We start from the raw sequence: 25,967 nt of genomic DNA on the forward strand, positions 1-25,967 counted from the left end.
TCGACGCACAGGAGCCAAATATGCCAATAAAAATACCATCAGACTTGCCCGCTTTTGACGTTTTGTCGAATGAGGGCGTGATGGTCATGTCTGACCGGCAGGCAGCGCGTCAGGATATTCGCCCGCTTCAGATCGGGCTTCTCAATCTGATGCCCATGAAAATTCAGACAGAAACACAGTTTGCCCGGCTGATCGGTGCAACACCCCTTCAGATCGAACTTACTCTGATCAGGATGTCTGAACACCAGACCAAAAATACGGCCTCTGAGCATATGGAAGCCTTTTATCATTCCTTCCAGGAAATGAAGGAAAAGAAATTTGATGGCCTGGTTATTACCGGCGCACCGATAGAACATCTTCCGTTTGAGGACGTGACCTATTGGGATGAACTGGTCGAAGTCATGGATTGGACCCAAACGAACGTGCATTCCACATTCGGGGTTTGCTGGGGTGGAATGGCAATGATCAACCACTTCCACGGTGTGCAAAAGCATATGCTGCCACATAAGGCGTTTGGGTGTTTTCGGCACCAGAATCTTGCGCCCTCTTCACCATATCTACGCGGATTTTCGGACGACTGCGTCATTCCTGTCAGTCGTTGGACAGAGATGCGGCAATCTGAAATTGACGACGCTCACGGGCTAACAACGCTATTGGGGAGCGAAGAGTCTGGTCCCTGTCTGGTTGAAGACCCGGAGCACAGGGCAATCTACATCTTCAATCACTTTGAATATGACAGTGGGACGCTGAAACAGGAATATGATCGGGATATCGAGTCTGGGACTGAAATCAACGTTCCGATCAATTATTATCCAGATGACAACCCTGCCCTCACCCCGCAGAATAGATGGCGGAGCCACGCGCATTTGCTTTATGGCAACTGGATAAACGAAATTTATCAAACGACGCACTATGATATGGACCTGATCGGCACGTCCTGACACAGCCTTTCATTGCACTGATGGGCTCACACCGCCATATTCAGGAAAAGAATGACGGAGAACAGGGCGATGCAGCTTCCTTTTGACGGGGCGATCAGTAGGTATTTTGAATCAGAAGCTCCGGAGCCTGTGCGCAGTGCCATCGAGGATGCTAGAAAGCGGGATATTCTGTCTGCTAGCTATCCCTACGAAAAAAGCATGCCGACATCAGAATACGAAGACACCATAGCAGCATTGCAGGTAGAACTGGTCAAACTGCAGTCATGGGTCAAGGAAAGCGGTGCCCGTGTTTCCGTTGTTTTCGAAGGGCGTGACGCAGCAGGTAAAGGCGGCACGATAAAACGGTTCCGTGAGAACCTGAACCCGCGCGTCGCCCGGGTAGTCGCGCTTTCCAAGCCGTCGAACCGGGAAGCCAGCCAGTGGTATTTCCAGCGCTACATTCAGCATTTACCTGCAGGCGGTGAAATCGCATTGTTTGACAGGTCCTGGTATAATCGCGGTGTTGTGGAACATGTTTTTGAGTTCTGTACAACCGAACAACGCAAACATTTCTTCACCCAGTTGCCAGAATTTGAAGACATGCTGGCAGACGAAGGGATTCACTTCATCAAACTCTGGCTTAATGTTGGCCGTGCTGAACAGCTTCGCCGGTTTCTGAAGCGCGAAAAAGACCCGCTGAAGCAATGGAAGCTAAGCTGGATTGATGTCGAAGGGCTTAAACGTTGGGACACCTATTCAGACGCCATTCGCGAAACGCTTGAACAAAGCCATACTGAGGCTGCGCCTTGGACTGTTGTGCGCTCTGACGATAAACGGCGTGCCCGGATTGCGGCAATTCGCGCGGTGCTGTGCCAGATCGAATACGCTGGCAAAGATGTATCCGTCGCCTGCAGGCCGGACAGCAATATTTGCGGTGGCCCCGAAATCTGGGATGTCTAAACGCGGCTATCATCACGGCAATCTGCGCGAAGCTTTGGTTGAAGCGGCGCTGAAATTGATTGAGACAAAAGGACCAACCGGTTTCACGCTGTCCGAAGCGGCGAAGCAAGCTGGCGTCACCCCGGCAGCTGTTTACCGACACTTTGATGGCCGTGAAGATCTTATCGCAGAAGCGTCACGCCAAGGGTATGAGATATTTGCGGAACTCATGGAATATGCCTACGAGAAAGGCCAACCATCGGCGTTAGCCTCGTTTGAATCAACCGGTCGCGCATATCTTGCCTTTGCGCGTCGGTATCCCGGGCATTATGTGGCGATGTTTGAGAGCGGCATCTCTATAAACCGTTCGCCAGAGCTCGCGTTTGTAGCGAAACGCGCAATGGGCGTGTTGGAGCGCGCCGCAGAAGAGCTTTCAAAACATATTCCGGCAGACAAACGACCACCCGCTTCTATGTTCAGCGCGCATATCTGGGCGATGAGCCATGGCGTGGTAGAGCTTTTTGCACGTGGTTCCCCCGGTACAATCTCGCCTTTCCCGCCAGAAGAACTGTTAGAGACTGGTATCGGTATTTACTTGCGTGGGCTGGGGTTGATCGCCCCGGATGAATAAAACAAAGCAAAAGGGCCGCCCAAATGGACGGCCCTTCTGTAATGTCGCAAAGTTTAGCGTTTGGAGAACTGGAAGCTCTTACGCGCTTTGGCTTTACCAAATTTCTTACGTTCCACAACGCGGCTGTCGCGTGTCAGGAAGCCAGCAGCTTTCAGAGCACCCCGCAACGATGGTTCATAAAGTTGCAGCGCTTTGGAAATACCGTGCTTAACCGCACCGGCCTGACCAGAGAGTCCCCCACCTTTAACAGTTGCCATCACGTCGAATTCGCCTTCAACACCAGCAACGGTGAAAGGCTGACGCAGGATCATCTGCAGCACCGGGCGTGCAAAATAAACAGCCATCTCTTTGCCGTTTACAGTGACCTTACCAGAACCTGGTTTGATCCAGACACGGGCAACCGCATCTTTACGTTTACCGGTTGCATAAGAGCGGCCAAGGTCGTCGCGGACCTGTTCGTGAACAGGCGCTGCTTCTACTTCGGCGACTGTGCCTTCAACAACGGTGTTCAGATCGTCGAGCGTTTTGATATCTTCTGACATGATCAGCTCCGTGTATTCTTGGAGTTCATGGATTTAACGTCCAACACTTCGGGTGACTGGGCTTCTTGCTTGTGCTCAGCACCTGCGTAAACACGCAGGTTGGTCATCAATTGGCGGCTCAGCTTGTTGCCGGGCAACATGCGCTGAACGGCTTTCTCTACAACGCGCTCGGGGAATTTGCCCTCAAGGATATCGCGTGCAGTATTCTGTTTAATGCCGCCGGGGTGGCCGGTGTGGCGATAGTAGATTTTGTCGTCACGTTTTTTGCCGGTCAGCTGAATCTTGTCAGCGTTGATGACGATGACGTTGTCGCCCATATCCATGTGAGGAGTAAACGACGGCTTGTGCTTGCCGCGCAGGCGCATGGCGATGATCGAAGCAAGACGGCCAAGAACAACGCCTTCAGCGTCGATCAGGATCCATTTCTTGTCGATATCCGCCGGGGTAGCGGTGAACGTTTTCATGTGTAAAACCCTAGGCTTTGGTGAAGGTGCAAGCAAACTGGCCTGACCATGAATTGATGGTCGGTTTCTATAGAGTTTGAGTGCACAGTCAAGCGACTTCATGCGGCATTTATTTATATAAAACAATTACTTAAAAATAAGGTATAATAATACCCCATTTATATTTCAATCTGATCAGGCGGATTCAGTAAAATACGTCTTAAACGCACCATCGCGTCATCGTAACACGCAAGCGATATATGTGCGTTTACCGATATCCGAATAGCATGCGGTGCCCGCCCATCAATAAGCGCGAAATCGTCGGCGGATCTGACCAAAAGCCCCTCTTTTTCGGCAGCGCGGCAAAAACTCGCCGCGCGCCAACCGCGTGGTAAGCTAAGCCAAAGGAAAGGTGCGTCTTCGTGCCATTTGAGGTCGAACCCACCTAGGATGTTTACAGCAACCTTGATGCGAGCACGTAAAACCCCGAGCATCTTGGTTTTAATCTCATCAACTTTACCAGAGTTAAGCAGTAGCGTTGCAAGATCAGCGACTGGTTTGGCTATGCCGAAATGGCTGTATTGCGTTGTGCGGCGCAGGTCTCCGGCCCGCCCGGTTGGCGCAACGACATATCCGATACGCAATGAGGGTGAGAAAACCTTTGACAGCGAAGATACATACCAGGTCAATTTTGGCAGCAAAGCCCGATAGCTTGGCAAGTCGGTATCGCTCATTGAATAGCAGTTATCTTCCATGATCTGCAGATCATAATTCCGGGCAATCTCGGCAATTTCTTTTCGCCTTGTCAGATTTGTTCGTTGCGCTGTCGGGTTATGCATTTCCGGCGAGGTACAGAGAATTTGGCCAGCGTGTTGCTGACACGCCTTCTCGAGCGCGTCAGGCAGCAGGCCTTCTGAATCGCAAGCTATGCTAACCACATCTGCGCGGACCAGCTGTGCCGCATGCCTGAAACCCGAATAGGTCAGATCTTCCGCAAAAACAATCGGTGTTGCCCCTTTCAATACGGTCTGGAAAATCGAAAGGATCGCACTTTGCCCACCGTACGTCAGGACAATGTCGTCAACATCAAACATCCCAAGCGGAAGTCGGGCGATCCAGTTCATGACCGCTTGTCTGGCAGGTCGCTCTCTTTGCGTGGACGGGTAGCGCATCATGGTTTCGTCGGGCAGCATCTCTGCCATCTTCAAATAGGCATCTCGAATCGCTTCGCTTTGCCCCACATCGGGCAGCAACGGGCTCAGCAGATTGATTTCATCTGGCCATTCTTCTGGGGTGAACGGTTGTATTGGTACAATTTTTTGTGAACCCAGAGCGGCAACAAATGTACCGCGTCCGACCTCCGCCTTCAGGAATCCATCAGTAGTTAGGCACGTATAAGCCCGGGCAACCGTGCCTGGTGTTACTTTAAGTTTCCATCCCAATTCTCTGACAGGAGGTAATTTATCACCTTCTTTAAGCTGGTCGTTCGCTATTGCGTCACGGATGGCGTCAACAAGAGCCTTATATTTTGACCCTTCACATTGTGACAAATCAGGAAACCATATTGTATCCATTACAATCTTTCATTGGACGTTTCTTGAATAGCTTTGTACCACTACATTACTGATTAATTCTGATTATTGTATCAATACAATAAAGGAGCACCCCATGGCAATGACAAATTTGCAAACCAATTCAGCGTTGAGCCGGCTTAACAGCCACCGCGAACTTCCACCGTTTAGCCAGGTGATTGTGGTGCTTGCTGCTAAGGTCGCCCAGTGGGAAGATCGCCGTCATACCCGAAAAACGTTGAAATCATTAACTGTTTCCCAGTTGGAAGACTGTGGACTGACACGCGAGATGGCCGATACGGAGGCTGCTCGTCCGTTCTGGAAGGGGTGATACATCCCCACCCTTACAGAACCTCTTCCTGGGCCGGGTTTTTCCCGGCCCTTTTTTGTGTTCTTCGCGCATTCTAAGGAAATTTCACTATTTTTCTGGCGGTATCGAATAAGTCAGTGTTGCGTGTGCAACCGGCTTCGGTTCCCCTTCAGAAAAGATCAACACGTCCCCAACCGCCAAAGCGCGTCCTAGTTTCAATATTTTTGCCTGCCCAATTAAATCAGTGTCTGCTGCTGGTTTGCGCATGAAATCGATCGAGCAGTTGGTTGTCACGGCAAGCGCCTTTGGCCCAATCATCGCGAGGATTGCGAGGTAAACGGAAACATCCGCAAGCGCGAACATAGACGGCCCCGATACCGTGCCGCCGGGGCGCAGATTGTGGTCTCCGACGAACATGCGCACCGAAATTTCTTCTGGTGCCACCTCTTCGATCTTAAAATCGTCGGAAACTTGCGGGAAAGCCTCTGTCAAAAATATTTGCAGCTCATCATGCGACATTTCTAAAGTCATGCTTTCCCCCAGCTTTGTGTCGCCTTACAGTTTGGCTGAAACCGGACGGAGGGCAAGATGGACAAGCTGGTGGTACGCAACGATATGGGCGCTGTTGCACGACTGACGCTAAATAACCCCTCAAACCTGAACGCACTGTCTGATGCAATGCTTGCCGCACTTCAGGCTGAGTTTGACCAACTGATGGACGACAGTTCAATCCGGGTGATCATCCTGTCGGGCGTTGGCAAGGCGTTTTGTGCGGGGCATGATTTGAAAGAAATGACCGCGGGGCGCAAAGCGGATGATGGTGGACGCGCCTATTTCAAAGACCTTTTCAACAGATGCGCGCACCTGATGATGACCCTGCCCCGTCTTCCACAGCCGGTCATTGCTGAAGTTCATGGCATTGCAACCGCAGCCGGGTGTCAGCTTGTTGCGTCATGCGATCTGGCTGTCGCCGCTGAAGGAACCAAATTTGGCGTGAACGGTGTGAACATCGGCTTGTTTTGTTCAACGCCCATGGTCGCGCTTAGCCGGAATATACCGCGCAAACAAGCGTTTGAAATGCTGACGACCGGGCAATTCATCGACGCGGCGCGCGCCGAAGAACTCGGCCTTATAAATCGTTCAGTAGCCCCCGGGGATTTACAGAAAGAGACAAAGTCGCTTGCAGCGCTTGTTGCCTCAAAGCTTGGGTCCGCCGTTAAAGTTGGCAAATCGGCTTTCTATGAACAGATTCAGATGCCGCTTGATCAGGCTTACGCTTACACAGGCAGCGTAATGGTTGAAAACATGCTTGTGCCTGATACCGCAGAAGGCATCAGTGCATTCTTGGAAAAACGGGAACCAGACTGGGATCAGTAAAACTGACAGAACATCAGGTCTACAGTCGGTAAATTTCCGAAAACTTGTTTTCCAGATAGTCGAGCAACGGGGCTTCGCTTGGGGCAAACCCGCAAGCCTGTTCGATCACGTCCTTCGGCTCGTAAAGCCCGCCGTGACGTTGCAGGTTTTCTTGCAGCCAACCGGTTGCGGCGGAGGTATCTCCTTGTGAAAGCGCAGTATCAACATTAGGCACCGCATCGCGCATCGCTTTGTTCAGACACCCTGCATATACATTCCCGAGGGTGTATGTCGGAAAGTATCCAAACAAACCAACAGACCAGTGTACATCCTGCAAACATCCGTTTGACGGCTTGTCGACAGCAAAGCCGAAATCAGCCTTAAAACGTTGGTTCCAGGCGTCGGGCAAATCAGCTACAGCAAGGTCGCCCGACACCAGCGATTGTTCCAGATCGAACCGCAACAAGACATGTAAGTTATATTGCAATTCGTCCGCTTCAGTACGGATACTTCCCTGTCCAACGCGGTTCACCGTGCTATAAAACGCGTCGGAATCCGGTATTCCGAAATCACCAAAGCTTTGGCGCATTTGCTCAAAAAGCCATCCGGTGAACGCTCGGCTGCGACCGATCTGGTTTTCATAGATGCGGCTTTGGCTCTCGTGCACACCCATCGATACGCCCTGCCCCAACGGCGTGAGCGCATAGGCGTCATCGATTCCAAGCTCATAGCAGGCGTGGCCGACTTCATGGATTGTGGAATAAAAACAGTTGAACGGGTCTGTCAGCGACGTGCGGGTTGTAATCCGGGCGTCAGAGCCCGAACCGGATGAGAACGGATGGACAGCCTTATCAAGCCGCCCCCGGCTGAAATCATACCCAAAGGCCCGGGCCAGAACGCGGGTAAGTTTCATTTGAAGCCGCTCTTCAAATTCACCGATGAGTGGTACCGGATGATGGCTTGCACCTATAACACATTCGCGTAGCGCGACCAGCCGCGGCCTAAGCGCGCTGAACATAGCAGCAAGTTCCGCCCCGGTTGCGCCTGGTTCATAATCTTGCAGCAATGCGTCATAACGCGACCCACCGTCTGAAATCGCATCTGCTTCTTCGCGTTTCAGGCCTAATACTTTTTCTAGTGTTCCTGCAAAGGCGTCGAAATCTTCGGCTTTGCGCGCTTCGGCCCAAACGCCTTGTGAAAGGCTGGTTACACGCGCGAGTTCCGCCGCTAATTTCGCAGGTACTTTAGAGGTACGGGTAAAGTCTCGGCGAATATGACGCAAATTCGCGGTTTCAACTTTATCAAGCTCTGCGCCCTCAAGCGCTGACAACCAGTCACCGATCCGCACATCTGTTCGGCGCGCGTGTAGCACACCCTCAAGTGCTGCCATTTCCTCGCTACGCTGCGAGGCAGCACCGCGTGGCATCATGGTTTCCTGATCCCATCCCAGACGGCCGGAAATCTGGGCGAGCGCCTCTGTCTCTCGCTGATGCGCCAACAACTCTTGATAGGCTGTCATACTAGTTTCCCCGAATGCTCTGGGTTTGTGGATACATGGTTTGAAAGCGAGATTTCAGAATGAATACCCAAAGAACAATAGCACCAACCTGATGGGTGATCGCAATGTGCCATTCTGCGGCTTGCATAACGGTCGCGACCCCTAAGATCGCCTGCAAACAAAGCATGGCGAGCACAAGGTTGAACGCACCATGGGTTGCGACATTGCCGCTTGAACGGCTTTTGCGCCAAACAACAAAGCCGAATATCAACAGCAGGTAACCTGCCAGCCTGTGAACAAATTGCACAAGTGCCGAGTTCTCAAAGAAATTGCTCCACCAGGGTGAAAGCGCAAACATTCCGTCAGGGATAACTTGGCCGGCCATCAGCGGCCAGTCGATGTACCCGCGCCCTGCGTCAATGCCCGCAACCAAAGCGCCAAGCAGGATTTGCAGGAACGCGAAATGCATCAGCCCTGTCGACATAGAGGCGAGTTTATCTTCGCGACTGCGGCGGGCTTGCATCAACTGCGCCTCGCTGCGTCCCAACGATAAGATGTACCAACTTGCCAGCCCCAAAATCACAAAGGCGAGCCCGAGATGCGTGGCAAGCCTGTAAGAGGCAACATCAACCATACGCCCGGTTAGCCCCGAGGATACCATCCACCAGCCGATAGCGCCCTGAATGCCACCAAGGACACCCAGTCCAAACAAACGGCCAGTCCAGCCGGTTGGAATACGCTTGGTTGCCCAGAAGAAAAGGAAACCTACGGCCCAAACCAGCCCGATCACGCGGCCAAGCTGCCGATGGCCCCATTCCCACCAGAATATCGTCTTGAACTCTGACAGGGTCATCGCACTGTTTTGTATCTGAAATTCCGGGCTGTCCTGATATTTTGCGAATTCTGCTGACCAATTATCTTCACTAAGCGGGGGGATAGCACCTGTAATCGGCTTCCACTCGGTGATTGAAAGGCCAGAGTCCGTCAGTCGCGTCAAACCGCCAACGGCGATCATCAAGGCGACCAGTACGAAGATCAGCATTAGCCAGCCCCGGATCGCACCTCGCGCACCCTTATGCGCCCGGTCAATAAGCCCGGGTTGTGGTGCGGCGGATTTCGCGGCTGTTGCGTCCTCGGATACTTCTTCAAAGATACTGCGTTTCTGGCTCATCGCTGCCCCCGTCTGACGTGCGCCAAACCTAGGGTTCACACGAGCCGGGGGCAAGGGTTGGAATGCCCAATTCGCCAGCAATTCGGCGAAACCTAGCCCTTATCTTTCCACCGTATGATTTGACGCAACATTCCGTGAAAGGTTTGCACATCAGCGCGGGTCATTGGCATTCGTGACCAGAGGTTGCGCAGGTTGAGCTTCATGTTCTCTGCTTTATCGTCCGGATAGAAAAACCCGGCTTCGTCCAGTCGTTGCTCAAAGTGATCGCCCAGCTTTTCAACCTCGATCGCCTCTGCAAATTCGGTTTTCGCCATTTCCATGACCTCAGGCACAGCCTCTGTCGTCTGGCGCCGCCATTCGTAGGCTGTCAGCAGAACAGATTGTGCAAGGTTTAACGACGCAAACTTCGGGTTAACCGGCACGGTAATAATGACATTCGCACGCGCGACATCTTCGTTTTCCAGACCCGCACGTTCGGGACCAAACATGATGCCAACCTTTTGCCCCGCCTCGATCAAACCACGTGCATGTTCCATGGCGCGCTCCGGTGTCATGATGGGTTTTGTCAGGCCGCGGTGGCGCGCTGTCGTGGCAAAGACGAAGTTACAATCGGCAAGGGCAGCTTCGGTTGTGTCAAAAAGCCCGGCCTCGTCAAGCAAACGGCCTGCCCCGCTGGCCATTGCGTCTGCTTTGGGGTTCGGCCAGCCATCGCGCGGGGCCACAATGCGCATACGTTCAAGCCCGAAATTCCACATTGCACGCGCCGCGCCGCCGATGTTTTCACCCATCTGTGGGCGGATCAGGATCATGGCGGGCTGTGGGCCTTGCCAGTCTTGGTTGGTGTCTTGCATCGTAAAATCTTTTGCCAGTTGATCGCGGCGTGATACGCGCCACACGCCTGCATTACAAGGTCGGAGCAGTGTCCTATAACCTAACAGTTATGCGAACCGATGCAGCCGCGCTTAACGGATGCGTCTATTGCCCGATTTCGCCAGCAGACCACCTAGGACGTAGCCAAGCGGTATTTTCCGCGCTATAGGGGCGGCAATACCATCCAAGGAGCCCGAAAATGGCCGAGACTGAGCATCCGCAACTTTACCTGATCACCCCACCTGAGTTTGAGCTTCTGAGTTTTCCGGAAACGCTTTCCCGGGTGATGGATGCCCATGACATTTCCTGCCTGCGCCTGTCGATGGCAACTAAGGACGAAGACCGGATTGCAAAAGCAGCCGATCTGCTGCGCGAGCTTTGCCATGCGCGCGACATTGCGCTGGTGATCGAGAGCCACGTGTTGCTGGTTGAGCGACTTGGTCTTGACGGTGTGCATCTGACAGACGGTGCGCGCTCAGTCCGCAAGGTACGCAAAGACCTTGGGGCTGATGCAATTGTCGGAGCTTTTTGTGGTGCACAGCGTCACGATGGTATGAATGCTGGCGAGGCTGGTGCAGATTACGTCAGCTTTGGCCCTGTGGGGGTGACACCGCTGGGCGACGGCACAGTTGCAGATACCGAATTGTTTGAATGGTGGTCCGAGATTGTCGAAGTTCCCGTTGTAGCCGAAGGCGCGCTCGACGTGGAAAATGTGGCCCGGCTGGCGCCCTACACCGACTTTTTCGCAATTGGTGAAGAGATCTGGAGAACGGATGATCCGGTTCAGGCATTGGGCGAACTTGCTGCTGCGATGGGGTGATCAGGAAAGCGGTCTGTGCGTTTGGCAAAAAAACTGATTGTTAGGACCGCGAAAATGTCATGCTAAAATGAAAATCTCGTTTTCGAGTTTCATTTAGCACTGAACTAATCTTAGGGTTGTATTTCTTTACAGGTTTCATCAATTGTACGGAAACCGGGAGATTACCCTTATGACCTATGTTCTTCATATACCCTCGGAGGCCCCGTTCGTTCAGGGGGGGGATTTCCCTGAATTTTTTAAACTCGTCCCGGATCTGCATACACGCTCGGTTTTATCTGGTGTTTACCGCTACGGAAAACGAACCTTAACTTCTGATGAAGTTCCTCGTGAAGTTGTGCTTCACAAAAAAAGAAAATCAATGCCCGATTGTTTTTTAACAACAGGTTCTCTTGCGCTTGTTACCTCCAAAGTTCGTGAAATTCTCGAGCAGTTCGACCCCGGCCTCCACCAATTTTTTCCAATCGACGTCCGGTTTAAAAGCAGCACCCAACCAGAGGGTGAATATTTCGCGATGAACGTCACGCGTATGCAGGACAGCATTGTAGATGATGTGTCGAGTGTCGCGCCGTTTCACGGGCATGTGTCTGAGAAGATGCACATTCACCATTTTCGTAAAAATGCGACCGTCAGAAAGTTTGCGCTTTCTGGTGCCAATTTGTGGCGCGAAAAACGGTACCCGGCAAGCTTCATGATGTCAGACGCATTTTTCGAAGCGCTTAAAGCGCAGAAAATCAAGATGTTCCGGCCCTATAAAGCAAAAGAAATCTGAGTGGAGGACGCGTTCAATGACAAAAAGTAAAGATATTGTCTGGGTCAGCCACGCAATGATGGCCGCTGGTATGACAAAGTCGTTTATACATGATGTTTATCTGGAAAATGCAGAGAGAACTGTCGATACATTGCGCCAGAACAAAAAAGGCGTGCCGCTTTCCGCTGATCGTTTTCCACAGGAAATATATGGCAAATACCCCGATCAAATGCACAAGAAACAGCCAGATATTTTTAGCGCAGGTGGGTTCTGGACGGTTTCTCCGGCGTTTGCGGATGTGCTTCGCCAGTTCAACCTGGGACAGACGTCGTTGTACCCGACAAAGCTGTTTCAGTTTGACCGGGTTACGCCGGTCGAGGGTGAATATTTTTTGTCTGAATTTCGGGGAAACAAAAGACACCTTTGAGCCAGAGCACTCTCCAAATGCAAGAAAACCATATCCAACTGAGGATATCTGGCGTCTTCCGCTAGATGTCAAACACGACGATATATCCGTGAATGAGGCAGCGCTGGAAGGTGTGGATCTTTGGGTTGAATCAAAGATTTCAGAGGCGTTTTTTCTCAGCGATAGCCTTGTCGCAGCGCTTCGCGCAACCAAGGTAACGCGCCGACTCGGGTTGTCCCGATGTCGCGTGGTGGGTGTCGGTTGATTTTTAAAAGTGACTGGAAAGAAGTTCGCAAACCTCGAATGTTCGCATACCGGCTATAACCCCGACCGAACCGCCAATTCGCAATGCTTCGCTAACGCCTTCCGGTCCGCGAAATCAGCGACACTCACCGGGTCATGATAGATGACTTCGACCTGCCCCTGTACCGGTGAGGCCAGTGTTTGAGCAAGGTGCGAGGCAAATTCCATCTTTCCCCACCAGCCATAAAACCACGACTCGACCCCCTCTGGAGCGGTATAGCGCAGGGTTACGGGCTGCACCTGTAGGGTTTCCCGCAGCCCGTCTGCAAAAAACGCGGCAAAAAGCGTGGATTTGAACGCCAGCACAAGGCTTCCGTCTGTTGAGGTTCCTTCTGGAAAAAACAAAAGTTTGTGGCCAACCTGAAGACGCGCCTCAAACAGTTCTTTTTGGCTTGCCGCCTCGCGCGCATCGCGCTTGATGAAAAGCGTGCCCGTTGCACGCGCCAGCCAGCCTATGCCGGGCCAGCTCGCCACCTCGGACTTTGAAACGAAATAAATCCGTTTGCGTGCGTTCAGCGCAAAGATATCGAGCCAGGATACATGGTTTGAGACAACGGCCCCCTGCCCCTCCATCAGCTTGCCGTGGACCGTATGGCGTATACCCATGATGATGAACGCGGACCGGCAGACGAATTGCGTGATATGGGGTGTGATCGGGCGGCGGTCCCCGTAAAGAGGGCGCTCTATCAACCGCAAAAGCAGCAAGATTATCAGGGAGCCGAAGGTTACTGTGAACAACAGAACACCACGCAGAAAAACCCTGATCCACCCTGTGAAAGGAATGGGTTTCGGGTCCGGGATAATGTCAGGATCCCAACCAAGGGTCATGCTTTGCGACCTTCCACAATGCGACGCCTTTGGTTTTCGTTCATACGGTTTGTGTCCATCAGCATAAATACGTCTGTGGTGTTGAATTTGATGTCGACAAAGGCGCCGTCACCCACAAGACCGCCAAGTCGAAGGTAGGCTTTTATCAATGCTGGCGTGGCGACCATGGCCTCGCGGCGATCAATCTGATCCAGCGGTAGCAGGTTCATGTTTTGATAGTGTTTTTTCAGTACACGCACGCGCAGGTCTGGTGGGGCCAGATGCGTATGGTACAGAAAAGACAGCGGTTCTTTGATAGCGTCAACATTTATTCCATGAAAACTCGCAACGCCAAACAATATCTCGACATCATGTTCGAGAACATAAGTCGCAAGAGCGTTCCACAGATGAAACATCGCCATTCCGCCCCGATAGTCAGCGTGAAGACACGACCGGCCAAGTTCCAGTAACTTGCGCCCCTTTGCCTTTAGCGGCGACAGGTCATATTCACTTTCGCAGTAGAAATTGCCAATCTTATCTGCCTGATCTGATCTCATCAGACGATAGACCCCTACCACATGGTCCAGGTCGTCAGCGTTGCGCGAATGATCAATCAAAACCAGATGATCATAGTAGGGGTCAAAAATATCGCGTTCCAACCGGGCCTCGTGATCGACCAGATCACCATCACCACCCAGTTCTGTTACAAACACGTTATATCGCAAACGTTGTGCTGCCAGAAAATCAGATTCGTGGTGCGCCAGACGAATTTCAAATTTGGGATCAGCGGCGGTCATCGAAGGGTATTGGTCCTGTCGCCCGGGGTTTGGCAGGTTCTAGGCTGCAAGGGCTATATTTGCAACAGCCAAGCCGAAGACCTTTTTCTAAGGGTCGTATACCACGACAAGATCAATCCTTGCGCTTGCGATGACAACTTTTCCGGTTTCTTCAAAGTTAACGGTAATTTTACCATCAATGTTGGATTGTACCTGTCCAATACCCCATTCCGGATGGTTCGGATGCTGCACAAACATTCCTGGCTCTAGAATTGCATTCATACTTACCGCACTTCCTTGACTGGACCTTATAATGACTGACACCACACATGATCTGGCCGCGCTCATAGGCTCTCGCATCTGTCATGATCTTATCAGCCCTTTGGGCGCAATCGGCAATGGGGTGGAACTGCTGTCATTGGCGGGCAAACCTTCGGAAGAAGTCGCGCTCATCTCGGAAAGCGTTGCAAGCGCGTCGGCGCGCATAAGGTTTTTCCGTGTTGCTTACGGGGCCAGCGTGCAAGACCAGCACATCGCGCGAAATGAATTCCTGTCAATCCTTCAGGATTATCAAAAAACCAGCCGCGTTCGGATATACTGCTCTGCAAGTGAAACCCTGCCGCGAACTATTGCCAAACTCATCCTGTTGCTTGTCCAGTGCTTTGAGACGGCTATGCCCTTTAGGGGAACGATTACCATTTCGCAAGACGATAAACGCTGGAAAGTCAGCGGATGCGCCGAAAAGCTCAGGGTAAACCCCGATTTATGGGAAATCCTGTCTGCCACGCCGGGAAATGGCGATATACGACCGGCAGATGTGCAGTTCGCGATCGTGCCACGGGTGGTTTTGGAACTCGGACGCACGCTGACTTTAAAAATCTGTGATCAGTGTATTGACGTAATAGTTTAGGGACGTGCGATCCCATCACCTGAAACAAGGTACTTAAAGCTGGTCAACTGCGCTGCCCCAACCGGCCCACGTGCATGCATCTTGCCTGTGGCAATGCCGATTTCCGCGCCCATACCAAACTCTCCGCCATCAGCGAACTGGGTCGAAACGTTTCGCATCAGAATGGCACTGTCGAGGCGCTCAAAGAAGCGCGCAGCAACATCGTCATCGTCGGTCATGATGCAATCCGTGTGAGAAGAGCTGTAGCGCCGGATGTGTGCGATTGCGCCGTCTACATCGTCAACAACTTTTGCAGCTATGATCATATCCAGAAATTCATGACCCCAGTCGCTTTCAACCGCGGGAATGGCTCCTTCAATTTTCTGCAAGGCCTCGTCCGCGTGCACCTCAACGCCTTCTGCGATCAGGCTGCGAATGACATCGGCACCGATTGAATTTGCAACGTCGCGATGTATCAAAAGGCATTCTGCCGCGCCGCAAATGCCCGTTCGTCGTGTTTTGGCATTCAGAACAACGCGTTTGGTTTTTTCTGGATCTGCTTTCGCATCGATGTAGATGTGAACGATACCCTCCAGATGTGCGAACACCGGAACACGCGCTTCACGCTGCACCAGCCCGACAAGACCCTTGCCGCCCCTTGGGACAATGACATCAATGTAATCCGTCATGCGTAGCATTTCGCTAACGGCCGCTCTGTCGCGTGTTGGAACACGCTGAATGGCGTCTTTTGTTAAACCTGCCGCCTGTAAACCGTCCTGCAAGCAGGAATGGATAATACCCGAAGAATGGAAACTTTCAGATCCGCCGCGCAAAATCACGGCGTTGCCTGCCTTCAGGCATAACGCGCCAGCATCAGCGGTTACATTGGGTCGGCTTTCATAGATCACGCCGATAACACCCAAAGGCGTCCTGATTCGCTTGATGTGCAATCCGCTGGGTTGGTCCCACTCGGCAATTACTTCTCCCAACGGGTCAGCCTGCGCTGCAACCGCGCGAAGCCCTTCGACCATTCCCTTGATGCGACTTTCATCCAGCATCAACCGATCAAGCATTGCTGCGGACAAACCCTTTTCGCGGCCATAGGCCATATCTTCGTGGTTGGCTTCAATAATCTCGGCGCGCCGGTCCCAAACAGCGTCAGCTGCTTTTTCCAGCGCCAACTGGCGTTGGTTGGCTGGGCAAAAACCAAGCTCAGTTGCAGCAGCTTTGGCACGCGCGCCGATCTCGGTCATCATCTCGGGTATGTTTTCAAGATCTTTCATAACACCATATCGTCCCTATGGATCAGCGCCGCCCGTCCTGAATAGCCCAAAATCGCTTCAATGTCAGCAGATTGCCTGCCGCTGATCGCCTGCGCCTCGGCACCAGTGTAACGGCTTAATCCTTTGCCAAGTGTCTCGCCGCCCTGACCAAGAATAGCAACCGGATCGCCCCGGCCGAAATCGCCTCGAACACCGGTCACACCGGCTGGCAGAAGGGATTTGCCGCGTGACAACGCCGAAGCGGCACCTGCATCAACCGTCACTTCCCCTTTTGGCTTCATCGCCGCGATCCAGCGTTTGCGCGCCGCTTGTGGGTCCGTTTCCGCAAGGAACCACGTGCAGGGTGCACCATCAATCAATGCTTGAATGGGGCGCAACCCAAACCCTTCGGCAATCACCAAAGCGCAGCCTGCACCAACGGCTGTCTTGGCCGCCAAAAGTTTTGTCTTCATGCCGCCTTTGGAGGTTTCAGACACCGCATCACCCGCCATTACCTCAATCTCGGGTGTAATGCGTTCAACAACGTCAAACCGTGTTGCATCAGGGTCCGTCGCTGGATTGGCGGTGTAAAGCCCATCAACATCTGACAAAAGCACCAGCTGATCCGCACCCACCGTTACGGCAACCTGCGCGGCGAGCCGGTCATTGTCGCCATAGCGGATTTCATCGGTTGCAACAGTGTCGTTTTCATTCACGATTGGGACGACACCCAGCGACAAAAGCTGCTCAAACGTCGCGCGTGAATTCAGATACCGACGCCGATTTGTGCTGTCTTCAAGCGTAACCAAAACCTGTGCCGTTGTTATCCCATGTGGTTGAAGCGCCTCTTCATAGGCCCGTGCCAGACGAATTTGCCCAACGGCGGCCGCAGCTTGCGATTGCTCTAACGCTAGCGCACCTTTTTTGAGCTTCAGAACCCCGCGCCCAAGTGCGATTGAACCCGAGGATACCAGAATGACATCGGTGCCACGCGCTTTTGCAGCGGCAACATCCTTGGCTAGGGCAACAAGCCAGTCCGTCTTCAGCATGCCCGTTTCGCGATCCACAAGCAGTGCTGAGCCGATTTTGATAACCAGCCTCTTTGCGGTGCTTACGGTTGCCACGTTTCGGGCTCCTCCGTAGCTTGTTTTTCGGCAACTTTGTCCTGGACAATCTCTGCGCGAACTGCGCGCAACACTTCTTTCAAACCTTCCTGGCTGACGCCTGACATCAGCATGACGGAACCACCACTTGCAGCTTCAAGTGCCGCTTTCTTTTTAGCCCGTTCTTCATCGTCCAAGGTATCAATCTTGTTCAAGGCAGTCACGCGAGGTTTGTCAGCCAGATGGCCACCATAAGCTTCAAGTTCGTTGATGATCGTTTGGTAGTCCTCAACAACATTTTCGGAGGTGCCGTCGATCAGGTGCAACAGAACCGAGCATCGCTCGACGTGGCCAAGAAAGCGGTCCCCAATCCCCTTGCCTTCATGGGCCCCCGCGATCAGACCGGGAATATCGGCAATCACGATTTCCGCATTGTCGATTCCGACTACACCCAAATTCGGGTGCAATGTGGTGAACGGGTAATCAGCAATTTTCGGACGCGCGTTGGAACAAGCCGCAAGAAAGGTGGATTTTCCGGCGTTCGGAAGACCAAGCAATCCGGCATCAGCAATAAGTTTCAGGCGCAGCCACAGCGTGCGATCCACACACTCCTGCCCGGGGTTTGCGCGGCGCGGTGCCTGATTTGTCGCGCTTTTGAAATGCAGGTTCCCGAATCCACCGTTGCCACCTTTGGCCAGCAAGACCCGCTGGCCGTACTCGGTCAGATCAGCGATGACTGTTTCCTGATCTTCATCTAGGATTTCAGTGCCAATCGGTACACGCAGGATGATGTCATCACCGTCGGCGCCCGTACGTTGGCTTCCCATTCCGGCCTGCCCGTTTTTCGCGAAGAAATGCTGCTGATAGCGAAAATCGATCAAGGTGTTCAACCCTTCGACAACTTCGGCAATCACATCACCACCGCGTCCGCCATCGCCACCGTTCGGGCCGCCGTATTCGATATATTTTTCACGTCGAAAGCTGACACAGCCGCCGCCGCCGCTGCCAGAGCGGATATAGACCTTAGCGAGATCAAGAAATTTCATGTTATGCGGCCTTAATTTGCTGTTGGGTCAGGCGATAGAGCACATTTGGTGCGGGCTCAAGTCTTGCGGTGGACTTCGCGGCTCCCTCACCAATCTTTTCAAAGCCCTGCTTGTGCAAAACCCTACCCGATACGAGATTGTCCGCAAAATGATCTGCTTCGATAACTTTGGCTTCAAGCGTGTCAAAGGCGTGCGCAAGCAGTCCATGTACGGCCTCGGTTGCGTAGCCAAGACCCTGATAATCCGGGTCAACGGCAAAACCACATGTTATCGGGGTACCTCCTATTCGAACAAAGCCAATCAGGGTTTCGTCCGGCAGATAAATACCAGCAAGATATCCAAGCGTGCCTTGGTAAGTGTTCTGTGCCATCCAGATTTTAACATCTGCTTCAGGCCATGGTGCGTTGAGCGATAACATCATCCGTGCGACTTTGGGATTACCACCGATTTCAGAAAGCCGAGTCCAATCTTCCGGCGCAAAGGCACGCACCTCAAGACGAGGTGTTCCAAATATCAATGTACGCTTGTTTTCCATCGGTTATGCAAGTTTTTTAAGATACGTCCAGGTTGCAATATTTGCGTCGCGCGCGACAGAATGCGCCTCGGCGTCACCAAGGTATTCAAAGCCAGCGTTCGTTAGAACCCGTGCGGAAGCAGGGTTATCCTGAAAAACCTGCGCAAAAATCCCGTTGCAATCTTGCGGGTTCGCCTCAAGCAGTGCACGCACGGCTTCCGACGCGAGCCCCGTATTCCAGAAAGCAGGCACCACCCAATACCCGATTGCTGATTGGCCGCGATCCATTCGGTCGAGCGAAATGACGCCAAGGACTTCAGCATGGTTGGCTCTAGAACCATCCATGATCCAGACATCTTCGGTCCGGTCTGCTGACATAGAGCGTGTAATAAAGGCCTCTGTCGCACCGGGCGGTAACGGATGCGGAATAGAGGTCGTCGCCTCTGCCACACGTTTGTCAGCCGCATGCAAACTCAGCAATCCAAGGTCCGAGCGCCGGACAGGGCGCAACGTAAACCGCTCTGTCACGATAACCGGTTGGTTCAAAATTGTTTCTAGTCTCACGCCGTCCCTCCTCCGAAAAGCACAAAAAGGACACTTGCGACCGTTAATGCCGCTAAAGTCCTTAATAAGTATCTTTCTGCTGCGTGGCCCTTAACCGCGCTGGCGATCTTTTCCCCTCCATACGTCCAGATCGGGTGCAAAATGACCTGACATACAAACAAACAGATGGCGATCGTTGCCGTCGCCTGCAAGGTCGAAGTCCCCGGGCTCACAAAACTTGTGAAGCCACCGGTGATCATGGCCCAGGCTTTTGGGTTAAGTGGATGAACCGCCAGACCAGCAAAGAAACCCGGAGCGGCACCGATATTGTGATCTGCATGCAGGCTCATATTCGCCACACGCCAGGCGAGCCAGAAAATATAGGCCGCTGATATCCACTTAAGCGCTTCAAAAATCCACGGCGCGCTTTCAGCGAGTTGCATTAACCCAAAACCGATCGGCCAGATGATAAGCTGTTTGCCAAGCGCAACCCCGGCCACAAACGGAAGGGCCTGACGCAAACCATAGCGCGCACCTGTTGCCAGCAGGGCCATATTGGCTGGCCCCGGTGTTCCCACCTGACTTGCGGCGAACAGTAAAAAACTGCCTGTTGCGACGGCCATAAAAAGGCCTTTCCAAATCAAAATGGGGACCGGCGGTATGCCGATCCCCATAAAATTTACCTTAGAGAGGTTCGACTTACTCTGCAGCCTCCGCCATCGGAAGAACAGAAATAAAGGTGCGGCCTTTCAGGCCTTTGTGGAAAGTCACGTTACCTTCTGCAGTTGCAAAAAGCGTGTGGTCCTTGCCCTGGCCTACGTTTTCACCAGGCCACCATTTGTTGCCGCGCTGACGCACGATGATGTTTCCGGAAATAACGAACTCACCGCCGAATTTTTTGACGCCAAGGCGGCGACCAGCAGAGTCGCGACCGTTTCTGGATGAACCGCCTGCTTTTTTATGTGCCATCTTGTCTCTCCTTAGCCTTTAGTCAGTTCTTTGGCCTGTTCGATCCAGCCCTCACGCTCGATACGGCCTTTGAATGACAATTTTTCGTCCATTTCTGCGACATCTGCATCTGACCAGGAAGCGATCTGTGCGAATGTTGTAACACCAGCTTCAAGAAGTTTCTTCTCAAGTGCCGGGCCAACGCCAGAAAGTTTTTTCAGATCATCAGCTGTTGCTGGTGCTTCTGCTTTCGCGGCTTTTTTAGGCGCTTCAGCCTTTGCAGCAGCTTTCTTTGGGGCTGCTTTCTTGGCAGCAGCTTTAGGAGCAGCGGCTGCTACAGCAACGGAAGAAACAGAACCTGCTCCAATCGCGGCTCTTACACCGGACTTGTCGCCACCTTTTTCAAGAATGTCAGTGATCCGCAGCAATGTAAGTTGCTGACGGTGACCCTTGGTGCGCTTGGAACCATGCTTCCGGCGACGTTTTACAAAGTGAATAACTTTTTCGCCTTTGATCTGATCGATCACATCGGCCTGCACAGCAGCACCTTCTACGAATGGCGCGCCAACTGTGGCACCAACCATAAGAATCTCGTTAAACTGGATTTTCTCTCCAGCGTCAGCAGCAAGTTTCTCAACACGAAGCACGTCGCCTGATTGAACTTTATACTGCTTGCCGCCGGTCTTTAGGACCGCAAACATTTGCTTTTCCTTCGTTTTACCGCGTTCTGTGGCCCCCGTATCGGGTGTTTGTGCCGTTGCCGGCGCCTCGAACAGCGCGCCCCTTCGGGCGTGATTTCCTGATCTGGCAAGCGTCCTGCTTGTCCAGATGCGGGCTTATCTGTGGATATGCACTTGAAGTCAAGAGCGAAGTCCCATTGGTTTTAGATGTCTTCTCCCGACAAATAGCGTGCTGACGCGAGCCCAAGAGCGTGCGAGATTTCAGCGTACATGGTATCAAAAGCCGCAAACAATGCGTTGTTAAGGATTCGTCCTTCCGATGTTTCGGATAATTCGATGTATGCTTCAATATCTTCGTCACTGAGCGGTTGGTAGGCGAGCAGCAAAAAGGAATAGACCCATTGTTCTGTCTCAGACCGGATTTGGGGTTCCTGTCCCCAAACGTCGGCAAGCATTTGTTGTTCGCTCATTCTGCGCTCAAAGGCTCCGCCATCCTGTAAGCCCTGGTAAAACGAATAATTTGAATTCAGAGAACCTTCCACATTCGTATCAACAAGGGCGTTGATCTGGGAAAATCGTTTGATCTGGGCCAAACGTGGGTCGTTTTCTTCTTCAGCCGTGCGTAAATAGTCATGGCTTGCCTCTTCAACAGCATCGTCCAACAACGCGCGCCGCCCGGAAATTTCCAGTGCGATAATGCGCTTTCCGCGCTCTGACGTGAAAAATTCGATCAGTGGCGAAAGGTTTGTCTCGGACATTTCAACTGCAAATCGTGCATCAAACGAATCTGACATCTGAACGACATCAAAAATGTCGCTCAGGGTCGCATTCCATTCCTGTCCGCCCTTCCCCGGAAACATGTCATCGCGCAGGCTTTGCCCGTTCTCAAGGCCCTCCTCGCGCATCACCTCGAGGATTTCTGAGATCCCGAGCGCGTCGCGTAGCGCTCTCAGCTCATTCGCGCTCTGGGCGGTTAAAGCCGCGGGCAGAAAAATCAGAAAAAGCGTCGTGGCCAGTGATTTCAACATAAAAACCTCGGAGACATAAGGAATTGGCAGAACCAGTGGTAGGGGCATCCTGCTCCGATGCCAAGTGGTTAGCCGTAACTTGCCAGATTTCCGCCGATCACAATTGCTTTGAATGTCCCCACAACCAAAAACCTGAAAAAAGGTTGCACCCGCCTGCCCATCTGATTAAACCGCCGCAAGACCCCCGCGGAGAGGTGCCAGAGTGGTCGAATGGGGCGGTCTCGAAAACCGTTGTTCCTTAACGGGAACCCAGGGTTCGAATCCCTGTCTCTCCGCCATTATCATGACCTCCAATTTCAGCATTTCAGGTGTTTCACATTTAGGTTGCTTTTGCCCGGTGAAACCCGACGACTGAATGCGCAGCTCTGCCAGCCAATGTTGTTAGATGCCATAAACGTTAGATTATTTAACTTGAGGTTCCCATCTCAACTTTTTACTTATCTATGCAAAACTAAACTTCTGTAACTGATCATATCCATAAGATCGGCCTAAGGTTGTTTTAAAAATAAAAAGTAATTCACTAAAAATTTATAACACGTTTATTTGATTAACTTAAAGTTTAAAAATTTCCCTTTTAGATTGTGGTTCTAGAAAAAAGTTTTATTTCGAACTGGCACGGCAAAAAAACCTACTAATGCCAAAATCACGGGAAATCGGTATGACTAATTTATCTAAGGCGGCAATTATTGCCGCAGTAATTTCGGCCCCTACTCTTGCGCAAGCAGAAGACTGGACGGGCTTTTACATTGGTGCGCAAGTTGGGTGGTCTGACTTGTCCGTACTCAGCGCAAGTGACGATGACGTCTCTTACGGTATTCACGCAGGATACAATCATGACCTGGGTAACTTTGTTCTTGGTGGGGAAATAGACTATAGCACGTCTGAATATTCATTCGGTGGCGGTACTCTTGACGTTGATACATTGCGCGTAAAGGCAAGGGCTGGGTATGACATAGGTCCGGCGCTATTTTATGGTGTGTTGGGTTACGTTGACCTAGACACTGACTTAGTCAGTGAAGACGGGTATTCATACGGAATTGGTGCAAGTTATAAAGTGACTGACAATGTCGTTGTTGGCGCCGAATACCTGCGTGATGAAGTTGATATTCTGGGTGTCGATTTCGAGGTTGATTCATTCAACATTAGAGCGTCCTATCAGTTTTAAGAACGATCTGTTCTGCAAAAATTTCGAGCGCTCCTTTTACGAGGTGCGCTCATCTACTTCGCTTAAACAAAAAATGATCCTCCCGAAAATTTAGATTTGCTGTTCTTAGTCCCCATTGAGTGTACTTTGGAAACAGTCGTCGCGGATCGTCTTTTTTGTGCACGCAAGATGTGCACATTGTGTTACAAGTACCTGCAATATATCGTATTTTTGTGGTCTAGGCTTGCGAGATTCTTAAAAATGGCTTCCAATGGTTGTCATGAAAAACGATTCCAATGTTCCACCACGTACACCGCCTTACGGCCTGCGTATTCCGCCGGACCTCAAGGCTCGCATTAAATCTGCAGCCCAGGATAGTGGCCGTTCAATGAATGCTGAAATCGTTCACACACTTGAAACAGCGTACCCCGCACCCGTCAATTTTGAATTGCAGGAGCGTTTTTTTCAGCAGGTTCTGGATAATGCACGCGCGTTGTACAAAGAATCCAATATCGCAGGTCTTGATGCATTCAAGCACAGGCTTGTTCAGATAATTTCCGAAGTTTCCGAGGCTGAAGAAGACATGGGCGTTCCCCTGGAAACAGAGAGCCCCCCGGTTCGCGAACGCGCTGGCGGGCTTGCCAGAGCGATGCTGCAGAGAGAAACCGTAAGCCGCGAATTGAAAAACGGCAGGTAACTCTGGCGGATTACCCGCGAAATCCGGTTGCGACGACAAATTTTTCCGAACTGTCCGATCTGCTTGCAGGCGGCTTTACGTTCACCACTTTGGTGAACTTTTCCTTCAAAAGCTTTTGCAGACTCCCTTCGGCCCCGCCAGCCAATACTTTAGCGACAAAAGTGCCACCTTCGTTCAGCACGTCAAAGGCAAAATAGGCGGCAGCCTCGCAAAGCGCCATGATACGCATGTGGTCTGTTTGCTTATGCCCGGAAGACGCAGCAGCCATATCCGACATAACGACATCTGCTGGTCCGCCAAGCCAGTCTTTCACTTTTTGGTCAGCATCGTCTTCCAGAAAATCCAAAACATGTAATTCAGCCCCTGCAATTGGCTCAACTTCCTGCAGATCAACACCCAAAACATTACCAACCGCTTTGTCTTTTCGCTCGCCTAGCGCATTCACGCGTTTCACTGCTATCTGGCACCACCCTCCGGGCGCGCATCCCAGGTCCACAACACGTGCACCTGGCACAAGAAATCTGAATTTATCGTCCAGTTCCATAATCTTATAGGCGGCCCGACCACGGTAGCCATCGGTCTGCGCTCGCTTGATGTACGGATCGTTAAGCTGCCGCTCCAACCACCGCGTAGATGATAGCTTTCGGCCCCGGGCGGTTTTCACTTTCACGCGCAGCTCTCGTTGCCCGCGCCCACTGATGTTCTTAGCCATCTTCAGTATAATCCATCTTCTAGCACGCCATCGGCGCTCATCTGAGCATAAAGTAGCCCTTCTCTGAGACCGCGGTCAGCAACGGACAACCTGTCGGTTGGCCATAACCTCATCAGAGCCTGCAAAATAGCCGCACCCGACATGATAAGTGTTGCGCGGTCTTTGCCGATACGGGGGTCGCTGATGCGGCCATCTGGCCCAAGGTTCAGATATCCGCGGATCACCTTATCTATTTGATCCGACGTCATACGCAACCCGTCAACTTTGTTTCTGTCATATCTGCGAAGGCCCAAATGCGATGCAGCGACAGTTGTAACGGTGCCGCTTGTACCGATAATCTGGAAACCTTCGCGCACATGGCTTGCGTCGTATGGCGAAAACTTCTGAAGGTTTTCCTCAAAAAACCAACTCATAAGTGCAAAACGTGCAGCGTCGTCCTGTACATCGTCAAATTGCTCGCGCAACGTAGCTACGCCCAAAGGGACAGATATCCAGTCAATCACATTTGCCTTTGGAAAGGGCGAACTGTCAGATTGGAACCCTGTATGCAGCCGCATGATCGCACGGGGGCGTTCGATTTTCGGAACTTTTGATATATCGATCCAGACCAGTTCGGTTGAGCCGCCGCCGATATCAACCACCAAAAGCTGATCTGTCTTAGTACTGACAAGTGGTGCGCAACTGATGACCGCCAGACGTGCCTCTTCCTCAGGTTCGATGACTTCGATCTGCAGGCCGGTTTCGCGCTTCACAAGGCGGATAAATTCATCTGAGTTTTCCGCCCGTCGGCAGGCCTCCGTTGTGACCAGCCGCATCCGCCGAACGTTGTGTTGCGTGAGTTTGCGTTTACATATCCGAAGTGCCTGAACTGTCCGATTGATTGACGAGCGGGACAATCGACCTGTCGCCTCGAGCCCTGCTCCAAGTTGCACAGATTTTGAAAAGCTGTCCACAACATGAAACTGGTTTCCCTTTGGTTGGGCAACCAGCATTCTGCAACTATTCGTTCCCAAATCCAGCGCGGCATAAAGCTCTGCCGGATCAGGTCGTTTCGGCGCGGGACTATCGACCGCTAACGGGAATGCGCCCGCACCATCGGGACGCTTGGGCGGCATATCGCCCTCCATTTCGAGTTAACCCAAGCCTAGACCCGCGGCATCGTCCGCGCAAGCAGCACAAAGGCCTGATTGCGAATTTCATGAAAATAATGAGAATTTTTCCAGTTTCACATACTGGTCAGCCGTTGGTCGCTGGCCTATGTCTTTTGTAAGACCTCAGCGTCGCTCTATC

At 52.1% G+C, this 25,967-nt stretch carries 32 protein-coding genes and 1 tRNA gene; 12 read left to right on the forward strand and 21 right to left on the reverse strand.

Annotated features, from left to right (window positions below):
- Window positions 1-20 precede the first annotated feature (20 nt).
- The 3 genes from metA to MWU63_RS01300 all read left to right on the forward strand — a co-directional run bounded on the left by metA (window position 21) and on the right by MWU63_RS01300 (window position 2,490).
- Window positions 21-941: a homoserine O-succinyltransferase gene (metA, locus tag MWU63_RS01290; protein ID WP_213887967.1), complete on the forward strand. Its 921-nt coding sequence runs from the start codon at window positions 21-23 to the stop codon at window positions 939-941.
- A gap of 69 nt (window positions 942-1,010) precedes the next feature.
- Window positions 1,011-1,880, forward strand: coding sequence for a polyphosphate kinase 2 (ppk2, locus tag MWU63_RS01295; RefSeq protein WP_247076841.1), 870 nt, complete (start codon window positions 1,011-1,013; stop codon window positions 1,878-1,880).
- Window positions 1,873-2,490 carry a TetR/AcrR family transcriptional regulator gene (locus MWU63_RS01300; protein WP_213887965.1) on the forward strand — a complete coding sequence of 206 codons (618 nt, stop codon included), beginning with the start codon at window positions 1,873-1,875 and terminating at the stop codon, window positions 2,488-2,490. The genes ppk2 and MWU63_RS01300 overlap by 8 nt, the downstream gene beginning before the upstream one ends.
- Before the next feature lie 53 nt (window positions 2,491-2,543).
- On the opposite strand, the gene rpsI is transcribed toward MWU63_RS01300, so the two are convergent.
- From rpsI to MWU63_RS01315, 3 genes are all read right to left on the reverse strand, one after another.
- On the reverse strand, window positions 2,544-3,032 hold the full coding sequence (gene rpsI, locus MWU63_RS01305; protein ID WP_213887964.1) for a 30S ribosomal protein S9: 489 nt from the start codon (window positions 3,030-3,032) through the stop codon (window positions 2,544-2,546).
- A 2-nt stretch (window positions 3,033-3,034) separates the two neighbouring features.
- A complete protein-coding gene (gene rplM / locus MWU63_RS01310; RefSeq protein WP_213887963.1) occupies window positions 3,035-3,496 on the reverse strand; it encodes a 50S ribosomal protein L13 in 462 nt (153 codons plus the stop codon).
- 158 nt (window positions 3,497-3,654) lie between these two features.
- Entirely contained in the window at window positions 3,655-5,049 is a 1,395-nt protein-coding gene (locus MWU63_RS01315) for a PLP-dependent aminotransferase family protein (protein ID WP_247076738.1), read from the reverse strand.
- Between the two features lie 94 nt (window positions 5,050-5,143).
- Between MWU63_RS01315 and MWU63_RS01320 the strand changes: the two genes are divergently transcribed.
- Complete coding sequence (locus MWU63_RS01320) at window positions 5,144-5,377, forward strand: DUF1127 domain-containing protein (RefSeq protein ID WP_247076740.1); 234 nt, start codon at window positions 5,144-5,146, stop codon at window positions 5,375-5,377.
- A gap of 87 nt (window positions 5,378-5,464) precedes the next feature.
- On the opposite strand, the gene MWU63_RS01325 is transcribed toward MWU63_RS01320, so the two are convergent.
- Complete coding sequence (locus tag MWU63_RS01325) at window positions 5,465-5,887, reverse strand: PaaI family thioesterase (RefSeq protein WP_213887960.1); 423 nt, start codon at window positions 5,885-5,887, stop codon at window positions 5,465-5,467.
- A gap of 57 nt (window positions 5,888-5,944) precedes the next feature.
- Here MWU63_RS01325 and MWU63_RS01330 point away from each other — a divergent pair, with 57 nt between their 5' ends.
- Window positions 5,945-6,733: an enoyl-CoA hydratase gene (locus MWU63_RS01330; protein WP_213887959.1), complete on the forward strand. Its 789-nt coding sequence runs from the start codon at window positions 5,945-5,947 to the stop codon at window positions 6,731-6,733.
- A 19-nt stretch (window positions 6,734-6,752) separates the two neighbouring features.
- Here the strand turns inward: MWU63_RS01330 and MWU63_RS01335 are convergent, their stop codons facing one another.
- The 3 genes from MWU63_RS01335 to MWU63_RS01345 all read right to left on the reverse strand — a co-directional run bounded on the left by MWU63_RS01335 (window position 6,753) and on the right by MWU63_RS01345 (window position 10,232).
- A complete protein-coding gene (locus tag MWU63_RS01335) occupies window positions 6,753-8,231 on the reverse strand; it encodes a carboxypeptidase M32 (RefSeq protein ID WP_247076742.1) in 1,479 nt (492 codons plus the stop codon).
- A 1-nt stretch (window position 8,232) separates the two neighbouring features.
- On the reverse strand, window positions 8,233-9,381 hold the full coding sequence (gene ctaA / locus MWU63_RS01340; RefSeq protein ID WP_247076744.1) for a heme A synthase: 1,149 nt from the start codon (window positions 9,379-9,381) through the stop codon (window positions 8,233-8,235).
- Between the two features lie 92 nt (window positions 9,382-9,473).
- Window positions 9,474-10,232, reverse strand: a complete 759-nt coding sequence (locus MWU63_RS01345) for an RNA methyltransferase (RefSeq protein WP_213887956.1) — start codon at window positions 10,230-10,232, stop codon at window positions 9,474-9,476.
- Between the two features lie 218 nt (window positions 10,233-10,450).
- On the opposite strand from MWU63_RS01345, the gene MWU63_RS01350 reads away from it, so the two are divergent.
- From MWU63_RS01350 to MWU63_RS01360, 3 genes are all read left to right on the forward strand, one after another.
- On the forward strand, window positions 10,451-11,071 hold the full coding sequence (locus MWU63_RS01350) for a thiamine phosphate synthase (RefSeq protein WP_213887955.1): 621 nt from the start codon (window positions 10,451-10,453) through the stop codon (window positions 11,069-11,071).
- A 169-nt stretch (window positions 11,072-11,240) separates the two neighbouring features.
- Window positions 11,241-11,840 carry a DUF1629 domain-containing protein gene (locus MWU63_RS01355; RefSeq protein ID WP_247076746.1) on the forward strand — a complete coding sequence of 200 codons (600 nt, stop codon included), beginning with the start codon at window positions 11,241-11,243 and terminating at the stop codon, window positions 11,838-11,840.
- A gap of 16 nt (window positions 11,841-11,856) precedes the next feature.
- Complete coding sequence (locus MWU63_RS01360) at window positions 11,857-12,246, forward strand: hypothetical protein (protein ID WP_213887953.1); 390 nt, start codon at window positions 11,857-11,859, stop codon at window positions 12,244-12,246.
- 297 nt (window positions 12,247-12,543) lie between these two features.
- Here the strand turns inward: MWU63_RS01360 and MWU63_RS01365 are convergent, their stop codons facing one another.
- The 3 genes from MWU63_RS01365 to MWU63_RS01375 all read right to left on the reverse strand — a co-directional run bounded on the left by MWU63_RS01365 (window position 12,544) and on the right by MWU63_RS01375 (window position 14,393).
- Window positions 12,544-13,356 (reverse strand): lysophospholipid acyltransferase family protein, encoded by an 813-nt coding sequence (locus MWU63_RS01365; protein ID WP_213887952.1) that lies wholly within the window; start codon window positions 13,354-13,356, stop codon window positions 12,544-12,546.
- Complete coding sequence (locus tag MWU63_RS01370) at window positions 13,353-14,132, reverse strand: GNAT family N-acyltransferase (RefSeq protein WP_213887951.1); 780 nt, start codon at window positions 14,130-14,132, stop codon at window positions 13,353-13,355. The genes MWU63_RS01365 and MWU63_RS01370 overlap by 4 nt, the downstream gene beginning before the upstream one ends.
- A gap of 87 nt (window positions 14,133-14,219) precedes the next feature.
- A complete protein-coding gene (locus tag MWU63_RS01375) occupies window positions 14,220-14,393 on the reverse strand; it encodes a DUF3553 domain-containing protein (RefSeq protein ID WP_213887950.1) in 174 nt (57 codons plus the stop codon).
- A 31-nt stretch (window positions 14,394-14,424) separates the two neighbouring features.
- Between MWU63_RS01375 and MWU63_RS01380 the strand changes: the two genes are divergently transcribed.
- Window positions 14,425-15,021, forward strand: coding sequence for a histidine phosphotransferase family protein (locus MWU63_RS01380; protein ID WP_213887949.1), 597 nt, complete (start codon window positions 14,425-14,427; stop codon window positions 15,019-15,021).
- Here the strand turns inward: MWU63_RS01380 and MWU63_RS01385 are convergent.
- The 9 genes from MWU63_RS01385 to MWU63_RS01425 all read right to left on the reverse strand — a co-directional run bounded on the left by MWU63_RS01385 (window position 15,018) and on the right by MWU63_RS01425 (window position 22,172).
- Window positions 15,018-16,283, reverse strand: coding sequence for a glutamate-5-semialdehyde dehydrogenase (locus tag MWU63_RS01385; RefSeq protein WP_213887948.1), 1,266 nt, complete (start codon window positions 16,281-16,283; stop codon window positions 15,018-15,020). The two genes, MWU63_RS01380 and MWU63_RS01385, sit on opposite strands and share 4 nt — an antisense overlap.
- Window positions 16,280-17,386, reverse strand: a complete 1,107-nt coding sequence (gene proB, locus MWU63_RS01390; RefSeq protein WP_247076748.1) for a glutamate 5-kinase — start codon at window positions 17,384-17,386, stop codon at window positions 16,280-16,282. Before proB ends, MWU63_RS01385 begins: the two co-directional genes overlap by 4 nt.
- Window positions 17,374-18,411 carry a GTPase ObgE gene (obgE, locus tag MWU63_RS01395; protein ID WP_213887946.1) on the reverse strand — a complete coding sequence of 346 codons (1,038 nt, stop codon included), beginning with the start codon at window positions 18,409-18,411 and terminating at the stop codon, window positions 17,374-17,376. The genes proB and obgE overlap by 13 nt, the downstream gene beginning before the upstream one ends.
- A 1-nt stretch (window position 18,412) precedes the next feature.
- Window positions 18,413-18,946 carry a GNAT family N-acetyltransferase gene (locus MWU63_RS01400; RefSeq protein WP_247076750.1) on the reverse strand — a complete coding sequence of 178 codons (534 nt, stop codon included), beginning with the start codon at window positions 18,944-18,946 and terminating at the stop codon, window positions 18,413-18,415.
- Between the two features lie 3 nt (window positions 18,947-18,949).
- Window positions 18,950-19,489 carry a GNAT family N-acetyltransferase gene (locus tag MWU63_RS01405; protein ID WP_213887944.1) on the reverse strand — a complete coding sequence of 180 codons (540 nt, stop codon included), beginning with the start codon at window positions 19,487-19,489 and terminating at the stop codon, window positions 18,950-18,952.
- Complete coding sequence (locus MWU63_RS01410; RefSeq protein ID WP_213887943.1) at window positions 19,486-20,091, reverse strand: LysE family translocator; 606 nt, start codon at window positions 20,089-20,091, stop codon at window positions 19,486-19,488. Before MWU63_RS01410 ends, MWU63_RS01405 begins: the two co-directional genes overlap by 4 nt.
- 76 nt (window positions 20,092-20,167) lie before the next feature.
- Window positions 20,168-20,437, reverse strand: a complete 270-nt coding sequence (gene rpmA / locus MWU63_RS01415) for a 50S ribosomal protein L27 (protein ID WP_213887942.1) — start codon at window positions 20,435-20,437, stop codon at window positions 20,168-20,170.
- Between the two features lie 11 nt (window positions 20,438-20,448).
- The gene (locus tag MWU63_RS01420; RefSeq protein WP_247076752.1) at window positions 20,449-21,117 is read right to left on the reverse strand and encodes a 50S ribosomal protein L21; all 669 of its coding nucleotides are present in this window, start codon (window positions 21,115-21,117) and stop codon (window positions 20,449-20,451) included.
- Window positions 21,118-21,299: 182 nt separating this feature from the next.
- Complete coding sequence (locus MWU63_RS01425; RefSeq protein WP_213887940.1) at window positions 21,300-22,172, reverse strand: DUF2059 domain-containing protein; 873 nt, start codon at window positions 22,170-22,172, stop codon at window positions 21,300-21,302.
- Between the two features lie 140 nt (window positions 22,173-22,312).
- Here MWU63_RS01425 and MWU63_RS01430 point away from each other — a divergent pair.
- The 3 genes from MWU63_RS01430 to MWU63_RS01440 all read left to right on the forward strand — a co-directional run bounded on the left by MWU63_RS01430 (window position 22,313) and on the right by MWU63_RS01440 (window position 23,965).
- Window positions 22,313-22,402, forward strand: a tRNA-Ser gene (locus tag MWU63_RS01430).
- 380 nt (window positions 22,403-22,782) lie between these two features.
- Complete coding sequence (locus tag MWU63_RS01435; RefSeq protein WP_213887939.1) at window positions 22,783-23,289, forward strand: porin family protein; 507 nt, start codon at window positions 22,783-22,785, stop codon at window positions 23,287-23,289.
- A gap of 259 nt (window positions 23,290-23,548) precedes the next feature.
- Window positions 23,549-23,965, forward strand: a complete 417-nt coding sequence (locus tag MWU63_RS01440; RefSeq protein WP_213887938.1) for an Arc family DNA-binding protein — start codon at window positions 23,549-23,551, stop codon at window positions 23,963-23,965.
- A 10-nt stretch (window positions 23,966-23,975) separates the two neighbouring features.
- On the opposite strand, the gene MWU63_RS01445 is transcribed toward MWU63_RS01440, so the two are convergent.
- Window positions 23,976-24,677: an RlmE family RNA methyltransferase gene (locus tag MWU63_RS01445; RefSeq protein WP_213887937.1), complete on the reverse strand. Its 702-nt coding sequence runs from the start codon at window positions 24,675-24,677 to the stop codon at window positions 23,976-23,978.
- A gap of 2 nt (window positions 24,678-24,679) precedes the next feature.
- Complete coding sequence (locus tag MWU63_RS01450) at window positions 24,680-25,792, reverse strand: Ppx/GppA phosphatase family protein (RefSeq protein ID WP_213887936.1); 1,113 nt, start codon at window positions 25,790-25,792, stop codon at window positions 24,680-24,682.
- Window positions 25,793-25,967: the final 175 nt, after the last annotated feature.

Source organism: Pseudohalocynthiibacter sp. F2068 (assembly GCF_023015645.1).
Lineage (GTDB): Bacteria > Pseudomonadota > Alphaproteobacteria > Rhodobacterales > Rhodobacteraceae > Pseudohalocynthiibacter > Pseudohalocynthiibacter aestuariivivens.

Coding starts and splice junctions, on each gene's coding strand:
- MWU63_RS01355 (WP_247076746.1), top strand. CDS start 11,241: ATGACCTATGTTCTTCATATACCCTCGGAGGCCCCGTTCGTTCAGGGG.
- MWU63_RS01440 (WP_213887938.1), top strand. CDS start 23,549: ATGAAAAACGATTCCAATGTTCCACCACGTACACCGCCTTACGGCCTG.
- MWU63_RS01435 (WP_213887939.1), top strand. CDS start 22,783: ATGACTAATTTATCTAAGGCGGCAATTATTGCCGCAGTAATTTCGGCC.
- MWU63_RS01370 (WP_213887951.1), bottom strand. CDS start 14,132: ATGACCGCCGCTGATCCCAAATTTGAAATTCGTCTGGCGCACCACGAA.
- MWU63_RS01365 (WP_213887952.1), bottom strand. CDS start 13,356: ATGACCCTTGGTTGGGATCCTGACATTATCCCGGACCCGAAACCCATT.
- MWU63_RS01375 (WP_213887950.1), bottom strand. CDS start 14,393: ATGAATGCAATTCTAGAGCCAGGAATGTTTGTGCAGCATCCGAACCAT.
- MWU63_RS01335 (WP_247076742.1), bottom strand. CDS start 8,231: ATGACAGCCTATCAAGAGTTGTTGGCGCATCAGCGAGAGACAGAGGCG.
- MWU63_RS01300 (WP_213887965.1), top strand. CDS start 1,873: ATGTCTAAACGCGGCTATCATCACGGCAATCTGCGCGAAGCTTTGGTT.
- MWU63_RS01420 (WP_247076752.1), bottom strand. CDS start 21,117: ATGTTTGCGGTCCTAAAGACCGGCGGCAAGCAGTATAAAGTTCAATCA.
- MWU63_RS01330 (WP_213887959.1), top strand. CDS start 5,945: ATGGACAAGCTGGTGGTACGCAACGATATGGGCGCTGTTGCACGACTG.
- rplM (WP_213887963.1), bottom strand. CDS start 3,496: ATGAAAACGTTCACCGCTACCCCGGCGGATATCGACAAGAAATGGATC.
- MWU63_RS01410 (WP_213887943.1), bottom strand. CDS start 20,091: ATGGCCGTCGCAACAGGCAGTTTTTTACTGTTCGCCGCAAGTCAGGTG.
- ctaA (WP_247076744.1), bottom strand. CDS start 9,381: ATGAGCCAGAAACGCAGTATCTTTGAAGAAGTATCCGAGGACGCAACA.
- MWU63_RS01360 (WP_213887953.1), top strand. CDS start 11,857: ATGACAAAAAGTAAAGATATTGTCTGGGTCAGCCACGCAATGATGGCC.
- rpmA (WP_213887942.1), bottom strand. CDS start 20,437: ATGGCACATAAAAAAGCAGGCGGTTCATCCAGAAACGGTCGCGACTCT.
- MWU63_RS01325 (WP_213887960.1), bottom strand. CDS start 5,887: ATGACTTTAGAAATGTCGCATGATGAGCTGCAAATATTTTTGACAGAG.
- rpsI (WP_213887964.1), bottom strand. CDS start 3,032: ATGTCAGAAGATATCAAAACGCTCGACGATCTGAACACCGTTGTTGAA.
- obgE (WP_213887946.1), bottom strand. CDS start 18,411: ATGAAATTTCTTGATCTCGCTAAGGTCTATATCCGCTCTGGCAGCGGC.
- MWU63_RS01345 (WP_213887956.1), bottom strand. CDS start 10,232: ATGCAAGACACCAACCAAGACTGGCAAGGCCCACAGCCCGCCATGATC.
- metA (WP_213887967.1), top strand. CDS start 21: ATGCCAATAAAAATACCATCAGACTTGCCCGCTTTTGACGTTTTGTCG.
- MWU63_RS01380 (WP_213887949.1), top strand. CDS start 14,425: ATGACTGACACCACACATGATCTGGCCGCGCTCATAGGCTCTCGCATC.
- MWU63_RS01450 (WP_213887936.1), bottom strand. CDS start 25,792: ATGCCGCCCAAGCGTCCCGATGGTGCGGGCGCATTCCCGTTAGCGGTC.
- MWU63_RS01400 (WP_247076750.1), bottom strand. CDS start 18,946: ATGGAAAACAAGCGTACATTGATATTTGGAACACCTCGTCTTGAGGTG.
- MWU63_RS01385 (WP_213887948.1), bottom strand. CDS start 16,283: ATGAAAGATCTTGAAAACATACCCGAGATGATGACCGAGATCGGCGCG.
- ppk2 (WP_247076841.1), top strand. CDS start 1,011: ATGCAGCTTCCTTTTGACGGGGCGATCAGTAGGTATTTTGAATCAGAA.
- MWU63_RS01425 (WP_213887940.1), bottom strand. CDS start 22,172: ATGCCCCTACCACTGGTTCTGCCAATTCCTTATGTCTCCGAGGTTTTT.
- MWU63_RS01320 (WP_247076740.1), top strand. CDS start 5,144: ATGGCAATGACAAATTTGCAAACCAATTCAGCGTTGAGCCGGCTTAAC.
- MWU63_RS01315 (WP_247076738.1), bottom strand. CDS start 5,049: ATGGATACAATATGGTTTCCTGATTTGTCACAATGTGAAGGGTCAAAA.
- MWU63_RS01445 (WP_213887937.1), bottom strand. CDS start 24,677: ATGGCTAAGAACATCAGTGGGCGCGGGCAACGAGAGCTGCGCGTGAAA.
- MWU63_RS01350 (WP_213887955.1), top strand. CDS start 10,451: ATGGCCGAGACTGAGCATCCGCAACTTTACCTGATCACCCCACCTGAG.